At 59.2% G+C, this 7,358-nt stretch carries 10 protein-coding genes; 9 read left to right on the top strand and 1 reads right to left on the bottom strand.

Annotated elements, in window-relative coordinates; all coding sequences use genetic code 11:
- The first annotated feature begins 280 nt into the window (after positions 1-280).
- From fliL to PMI23_RS13980, 9 genes are all read left to right on the top strand, one after another.
- Entirely contained in the window at positions 281-784 is a 504-nt protein-coding gene (gene fliL / locus PMI23_RS14020; protein WP_007920033.1) for a flagellar basal body-associated protein FliL, read from the top strand.
- A gap of 9 nt (positions 785-793) precedes the next feature.
- Positions 794-1,762: a flagellar motor switch protein FliM gene (gene fliM / locus PMI23_RS14015; RefSeq protein ID WP_007920032.1), complete on the top strand. Its 969-nt coding sequence runs from the start codon at positions 794-796 to the stop codon at positions 1,760-1,762.
- A 56-nt stretch (positions 1,763-1,818) separates the two neighbouring features.
- The gene (fliN, locus tag PMI23_RS14010; protein WP_007920031.1) at positions 1,819-2,268 is read left to right on the top strand and encodes a flagellar motor switch protein FliN; all 450 of its coding nucleotides are present in this window, start codon (positions 1,819-1,821) and stop codon (positions 2,266-2,268) included.
- Positions 2,269-2,721, top strand: coding sequence for a flagellar biosynthetic protein FliO (gene fliO, locus PMI23_RS14005; RefSeq protein ID WP_007920029.1), 453 nt, complete (start codon positions 2,269-2,271; stop codon positions 2,719-2,721).
- Positions 2,721-3,479 (top strand): flagellar type III secretion system pore protein FliP, encoded by a 759-nt coding sequence (fliP, locus tag PMI23_RS14000; protein WP_007920027.1) that lies wholly within the window; start codon positions 2,721-2,723, stop codon positions 3,477-3,479. Before fliO ends, fliP begins: the two co-directional genes overlap by 1 nt.
- Entirely contained in the window at positions 3,476-3,745 is a 270-nt protein-coding gene (gene fliQ / locus PMI23_RS13995) for a flagellar biosynthesis protein FliQ (protein WP_007920026.1), read from the top strand. Before fliP ends, fliQ begins: the two co-directional genes overlap by 4 nt.
- Positions 3,746-3,748: 3 nt before the next feature.
- Entirely contained in the window at positions 3,749-4,534 is a 786-nt protein-coding gene (gene fliR, locus PMI23_RS13990) for a flagellar biosynthetic protein FliR (protein WP_007920024.1), read from the top strand.
- A gap of 3 nt (positions 4,535-4,537) precedes the next feature.
- Positions 4,538-5,677, top strand: coding sequence for a flagellar biosynthesis protein FlhB (flhB, locus tag PMI23_RS13985; RefSeq protein ID WP_007920022.1), 1,140 nt, complete (start codon positions 4,538-4,540; stop codon positions 5,675-5,677).
- 178 nt (positions 5,678-5,855) lie between these two features.
- Positions 5,856-6,530, top strand: coding sequence for a hypothetical protein (locus PMI23_RS13980; protein WP_007920020.1), 675 nt, complete (start codon positions 5,856-5,858; stop codon positions 6,528-6,530).
- Positions 6,531-6,716: 186 nt separating this feature from the next.
- Here the strand turns inward: PMI23_RS13980 and PMI23_RS13975 are convergent, their stop codons facing one another.
- On the bottom strand, positions 6,717-7,076 hold the full coding sequence (locus PMI23_RS13975) for a DUF6124 family protein (protein WP_007920017.1): 360 nt from the start codon (positions 7,074-7,076) through the stop codon (positions 6,717-6,719).
- Positions 7,077-7,358: the final 282 nt, after the last annotated feature.

Genomic DNA, 7,358 nt, shown 5'->3' with positions numbered 1-7,358 from the left:
GACTGATTGGGGGATATTGGAGATTTACACCGACTTGAAATAGCGTCTGTGAATCCATGATCGCCAAGACTTATTGGATGACTCCCTAATCGACTCGGTCTTTCAGGTCGACGTATCACGACAAAGCAACTCGGTCGGCCCCCTCTCCCTCCGGGAGAGGGCTGGGGTGAGGGTGCCTTGACTTTAGCGTTGTCTCCACGACCTCCGACACTTCTGGCATAACACTTGCTCTTGCCTTGCCGTGCGACTGTGAAAACCCGAATAGTGACGGATTATTGGCATGGCGAAGAGCGAAACAGCAGCAGTGAAAGACCCCGCAACCAAAGGCAAACTCAAGCTGATCATTGTGATCGTGCTGGCGTTGCTATTGGCCATTGGTGCATCCGTGGGGGCGACCTGGTTCTTCATGCACAGTGCCCAGAGCAAGCCTGCCGAGGCCGCCGATGCAGCGCCTGTCGGCAAGCAACCGGCGATTTTCGAGCCGATGGCACCGGCCTTCGTTGCCAATTACAACCAGAACGGCCGTCAGCGCTACATGCAGGTGAGCATCACCATGCTGGCGCGTAACCAGGCTGATCTGGAAGCGCTCAAAGTGCACATGCCGGTTATCCGCAACAACCTGGTGATGCTCTTCTCCGGTCAGGATTTCGCCACCTTGGCGACCCCGGTCGGCCAGGAGATGTTGCGCCAGAAGGCCACCGCCAGCGTCCAGGAAGTGGCGCAGAAAGAGCTGGGCAAAGTGGTGATCGAACAGTTGCTTTTCACTAATTTCGTACTGCAGTAGGAACACGACATGGCCGTGCAGGATCTGCTGTCCCAGGATGAAATCGACGCGCTGTTGCATGGCGTCGACGATGGTCTGGTACAGACCGATAACGCTGCCGAACCCGGCAGTGTCAAAAGCTACGACCTGACCAGCCAGGATCGCATCGTCCGTGGACGCATGCCGACTCTGGAAATGATCAACGAGCGTTTTGCCCGCTACACCCGCATCAGCATGTTCAACATGCTGCGCCGCTCGGCGGACGTTGCCGTCGGTGGCGTGCAGGTGATGAAGTTCGGCGAATACGTGCACTCGCTGTACGTACCGACCAGCCTCAACCTGGTCAAGATCAAACCGTTGCGCGGCACCGCGCTGTTCATCCTTGACGCCAAACTGGTGTTCAAACTGGTGGACAACTTCTTCGGTGGCGACGGCCGTCACGCCAAGATCGAAGGGCGTGAATTCACCCCGACCGAACTGCGCGTGGTGCGCATGGTGCTGGAGCAGGCTTTCGTCGATTTGAAAGAAGCCTGGCAGGCGATCATGGAAGTCAATTTCGAGTACATCAACTCGGAAGTGAACCCGGCCATGGCCAACATCGTCGGCCCGAGCGAAGCGATCGTGGTCTCCACCTTCCACATCGAACTCGATGGCGGTGGCGGCGATCTGCACGTGACCATGCCGTACTCGATGATCGAACCGGTGCGCGAAATGCTCGATGCCGGTTTCCAGTCCGACCTCGACGATCAGGACGAGCGCTGGGTCAACGCCCTGCGCCAGGACGTGCTCGACGTCGACGTGCCGATCGGTGCCACCGTCGCGCGTCGCCAGTTGAAGCTGCGTGACATCCTGCACATGCAGCCGGGGGATGTGATCCCGGTCGAGATGCCGGACGAAATGATCATGCGCGCCAACGGCGTGCCGGCCTTCAAGGTCAAGATGGGCTCACACAAAGGCAACCTCGCGTTGCAAGTGATCGAGCCGATCGAGCGCCGCTGAAACGGCGCCACACCCCCTTTTGCATTAACTGAATTGTTGCCCGCCGAGGACACATGATGAACGACGATATGAACGCCCAGGACGACCAGGCACTGGCTGACGAATGGGCTGCGGCCCTGGAAGAAACCGGTGACGGTCAAGCTGACATCGACGCCCTGCTGGCCGCCGACGCAGCCAGCGGCTCGCGTCTGCCGATGGAAGAGTTCGGCAGCGTGCCGAAGAACAACGATCCGGTGACCCTCGACGGCCCGAACCTGGACGTCATCCTCGACATCCCGGTATCGATCTCGATGGAAGTCGGCAGCACCGACATCAACATCCGCAACCTGCTGCAACTCAACCAGGGTTCGGTGATCGAGCTCGATCGTCTGGCCGGTGAGCCGCTGGACGTGCTGGTCAACGGCACGCTGATCGCGCACGGCGAAGTGGTAGTGGTCAACGAGAAGTTCGGCATCCGCCTGACTGACGTGATCAGCCCAAGCGAACGCATCAAGAAGCTGCGCTGAGTGAAACGGTTTCTCTGGGCTTTGCTGGCATTGCCATTGAGCGTGCTGGCCGCCGAACCGTCGACGACCACCACAGTGCCTGCCGCCACCGCGCCGATGGTCAACAGCGGCGTGGCCGGGCAACTGACGCAACTGGTGTTCGGCCTGTTGCTGGTGCTGGGGTTGATCTTCTTCCTCGCCTGGCTGTTGCGCCGGGTGCAACAGGCGGGTCCGGCCGGCAAGGGGCAAGTGATCGAGCTGATCGGTTCGCGCGCGCTCGGGCCGCGTGACCGTTTGTTGCTGGTGCAGGTCGGCAACGAGCAAATTCTGCTCGGCTTGAGCCCCGGTACCATCACCGCGCTGCACGTGCTCAAGGAGCCGGTGCCGGTGCCGAGCACCAGTGAAAAAGCCACTCCGGATTTTGCCCAGCAGTTGCTGAAGATACTCGGCAAGGATCAGAAGGATACGAAGTAATGGGTGCGTTACGCATCGTCTTGACGCTGGCCTTGTTGCTGGCCGCGCCGCTGGCGTTCGCCGCCGATCCGTTGTCGATCCCGGCGATCACGCTGGGCACCAACGCCGATGGCGCGCAGGAGTATTCGGTCAGTCTGCAGATCCTGCTGATCATGACCGCGCTGAGCTTCATTCCGGCGGCCGTGATTCTGATGACCAGTTTCACCCGGATCATCATCGTCTTCTCGATCCTGCGTCAGGCCCTCGGCCTGCAGCAGACGCCGTCGAACCAGATCCTCACCGGCATGGCGCTGTTCCTCACCCTGTTCATCATGGCCCCGGTGTTCGATCGGGTTAACAACGATGCGCTGCAACCGTATCTGGCGGAAAAACTCACCGCCCAGCAAGCGGTAGAAAAAGCCCAGGTGCCGATCAAGGACTTCATGCTCGCCCAGACCCGCACCAGCGATCTGGAGCTGTTCATGCGCCTGTCCAAGCGCACCGACATCGCCACCCCGGATCAGGCGCCGCTGACCATTCTGGTGCCGGCGTTCGTCACCTCCGAGCTTAAAACCGCGTTCCAGATCGGCTTCATGATCTTCATTCCGTTCCTGATCATCGACCTCGTCGTGGCCAGTGTGCTGATGGCGATGGGTATGATGATGCTCTCGCCGCTGATCATTTCGCTGCCGTTCAAGATCATGCTGTTCGTGCTGGTGGATGGCTGGGCGCTGATCATCGGCACCCTGGCCAGCAGTTTTGGAGGTGTCTCGCCATGACGCCGGAAGTTGCGGTCGATATCTTTCGTGAAGCCCTTTGGCTGACCACATTGATGGTCGCGATTCTGGTAGTGCCGAGCCTGTTGGTCGGCTTGCTGGTGGCGATGTTCCAGGCTGCGACCCAGATCAACGAACAGACGTTGAGCTTCCTGCCGCGTCTGCTGGTGATGCTGGTGACGTTGATCGTCGCCGGTCCGTGGATCGTGCAGACGTTCATGGAATACATCATTCAGTTGTACAAAAACATCCCGATGGTCATCGGCTAAGCCATGCAATCGCTGCTTCAGCTGACCGACACCCAGATCAGTACCTGGGTGGCGTCGTTCATGTTGCCGCTGTTTCGCGTGGCGTCGATGCTGATGGTGATGCCGGTGTTCGGCACCACCCTGGTGTCACGCCGGATCCGCCTGTATTTCGCGGTGGCGATAACCGTGTGCATTGCGCCGAGCCTGCCGCCGATGCCGGCGGTCAGCCCGCTGGACCTCAGCGGTTTGCTGCTGATAGCCGAGCAGATTCTCGTTGGCGCGGTGCTCGGGTTTTCCCTGCAACTGTTTTTCCAGGCCTTCGCCGTGGCCGGGCAGATCGTCGCAATCCAGATGGGCATGGGTTTCGCCTCGATGGTCGACCCGGCCAACGGTGTCTCGGTGGCAGTGATCGGGCAATTCTTCACCATGCTGGTGACGCTGCTGTTCCTGTCGATGAACGGCCATCTGGTGGTCTTCGAAGTGCTCACCGAAAGCTTCACCACGCTACCGGTCGGCAGCGGTCTGATGACTGCGCATTACTGGGAGCTGGCCGGCAAACTCGGCTGGGTCCTCGGTGCGGCGTTGCTGCTGGTATTGCCGGCGGTCACCGCGTTGCTGGTGGTCAACATCGCATTTGGCGTGATGACTCGCGCCGCACCGCAACTGAACATTTTTTCCATCGGTTTCCCGCTGACCCTGGTCCTCGGTCTGTTTATTGTCTGGGTCGGTCTGGCGGACATTCTCAATCAGTATCAGCCGCTGGCCACTGAAGCCTTGCAGCTGCTACGCGAACTGGCACGGGCGCGCTGAGTCATGGCAGAGAGCGAAAGCGGTCAGGACAAAACAGAAGACCCCACGGACAAACGCAAAAAAGACTCCCGTGAGAAGGGCGAGATTGCTCGTTCCAAAGAACTCAACACCCTCGCCGTGATGATGGCCGGCGCCGGTGCGCTGCTGGTGTTCGGCGGCATGCTCGCCGAAGACTTGATGGAGCTGATGCGCCTGAACTTCACGCTGTCGCGTGAGGTGATCATGGATCAGGGTTCCATGGGCGCATTTCTGTTGAAGTCGGGTCAGATGGCGTTGTTGGCCATCCAGCCGTTCATGATCACCCTGTTGCTCGCGGCGCTGATCGGGCCGATTTCCCTCGGTGGCTGGCTGTTTGCGGCCGGTTCCATGGCGCCCAAGTTCAGCCGGATGAACCCGGCGGCAGGCTTGAAGCGAATGTTTTCGTTCAAGGCTGTAGTCGAACTGCTCAAGGCGCTGGCCAAGTTTCTGATTACCTTGGGTGTGGCGTTGGTGGTGTTGTCGGCGGACGTCGATGACTTGTTGCGGATCGCCCACGAGCCGCTGGAAATGGCGATCATTCACAGCGTCACGCTGGTGGGCTGGAGTACCTTGTGGCTGGCCTGCGGCCTGATCATCATTGCCGCCGTCGACGTGCCGGTGCAGCTCTGGGAAGCGCACAAGAAACTGCTGATGACCAAGCAGGAAGTGCGCGACGAGCACAAGGACCAGGAAGGTCGCCCGGAAGTCAAACAGCGCATCCGCCAGACCCAGCGCGAAATGTCCCAGCGCCGCATGATGGCGGCAATTCCCGACGCCGACGTGGTCATCACCAACCCGACCCACTACGCCGTCGCGCTCAAGTACGACTCGGAGAAGGGCGGCGCGCCGATATTACTGGCCAAGGGCAGCGACTTCCTCGCCCTGAAAATCCGCGAAATCGCCGTCGCCAACAACGTCATGCTCCTCGAATCGCCGGGGCTGGCGCGCTCGATCTACTACTCCACTGAGCTGGATCAGGAAATTCCCGGCGGGCTGTACCTGGCAGTCGCTCAGGTCTTGGCCTACGTCTACCAGATTCGCCAGTACCGTGCGGGCAAGGGCAAACGTCCGGATCCGCTCAAGGACGACTTGCCGATTCCGCCGGATCTGCGGCGCGATTCCTGACGGTTACCGTCTGTCTGGAAAGCCTCTGAACCTGTCAAGTCTGACAGTAGACGGCTGCGCCCGCCGGCGCTCTCATTGCCATGGGAATTCTCCCGGCATTTCCCTGCATTGGTCGCTCTGTTCATCTGATACGAGTACCAGGGAGCGGCGCCTGCATCGGGTTTCAGAGGAAGCAATCATGGCAGACCAGCCCTACATAAAGTTGCAAGGTATGGAGGTCGAATTCGTCTCGGGAGTGTTGGAGCAGCGTACAGCCGATCGCGCAATCGGTTACACCGTGACTTTCAAGTTGATGCTGGACTTCACCCATTTCAAACAGATGGCCAACGCCTACAGCGCCAATTATCTGGAAGTGTCGAACAACGCGATTCGGCCGGAACTGGAGGGGTTGGCGTACCACAATAACTACAGTGTGATTGGTGCTTCTGCAGGAAAAATCGTCAACAGTGCGATGCTTTTCGAACTCTTCACTGATCCGGATTTGTACCTGGATGTCTGGATCAACAGTGAAATGGAGAGGCGATTTGGCAAGCCGCAATTCGTCATAGAGGGAAATGCGCTTTTGTTGACGGCGCGGCAGGACTTTCGTTGGGAAAATCCGGAGCGCGAAATCAAGATCGAAGACCTCCCCATCATTTGGTTTGATTGGGCACTCACCCTCATAGAGCAGCGGACAGAAGTGTCTTGGGGGCTGTCGGAGCGTACGACGCCGATATCGGTGGTGACGTTTATGTATCCGCAGAACGAGGTCGTCGTTATTGAGGGTAAGGAGCTGCTCAAGGGCGCGCGCTATATCAACGGCAAGGAGCTCAGTTTCGGCCCGATTACACCTGAGCAGGTTTTAACGGCGTAGTGATCTGCAACCCGCCGTCCCGATTGAAACGGGGCGGCGGTTTTTTTCTGCCTCAAGGTTTTGTGTTGCGCCTTAGCCAGCATTGGCGCTCCCACTTTGGAAGCCGTTCAACGGTGGGAGCGAGCCTGCTCGTGAAGGCATCAGAATTGACGCTGGATCAATCAGCTGGTGTCCCCAATGCCTGCGTCAACCCGGCAACTCCAGATTATCCATCACCCGATTCACCGCCAATTCGCCGAGCATGATCAGTTGCGCGATCCCCAGCAGCGTCCTGCGCTGCGACGCGGGTACGAGATGGGCGAAGTCATGGGCGATGGTTCTGGCGGAGGCGAGTGTTTCGCTGGCATCGGCCAGCAACTCCTCGTTTTTGAAATCGGCAGTAACGGCGTACATCCGGCGGGTTTTACGGGGCGGAGGGGTGGAGCCGGGTGGGCAGAGGTAGTGATCGAGGGCACGTTCGGCGGCGTCGTTGAGTTTTTTCGAATCGAGGGATTCGTAGGGGGAGGCGAGGTCGATTTCGGGTGGGTTGGGTGTTGGTTTTATCATGGTGAAGCTCCTACAAGGTGGAGCCGCTAAAACCCGTCGCTAAACAGGTAAGGTGGCGGCTGGACGCAGGTTAGCGAACCGGGTGTAGGCGCCCGGCAGACCCGAAGGTCTCCCGCGCACAGCCGCCATGACATCAGTTGCAGAAAGAGTGTCTGCAATTGAGTTTGGAGCGCTGGTGCGCCTACAAAGATTCAGGTCGCTAAACCCGATCGCTGATTCGTCAGCAACCGCACCACAATAGAACCCGCCCCCAAAGCACACAAGCCGGCGGATTCTGGCGTA

This window comes from Pseudomonas sp. GM24, from assembly GCF_000282235.1.
GTDB lineage: Bacteria > Pseudomonadota > Gammaproteobacteria > Pseudomonadales > Pseudomonadaceae > Aquipseudomonas.
Note: the sequence above shows the minus strand (reverse complement) of the source record. Positions and strands in the feature narration are given on the sequence as shown.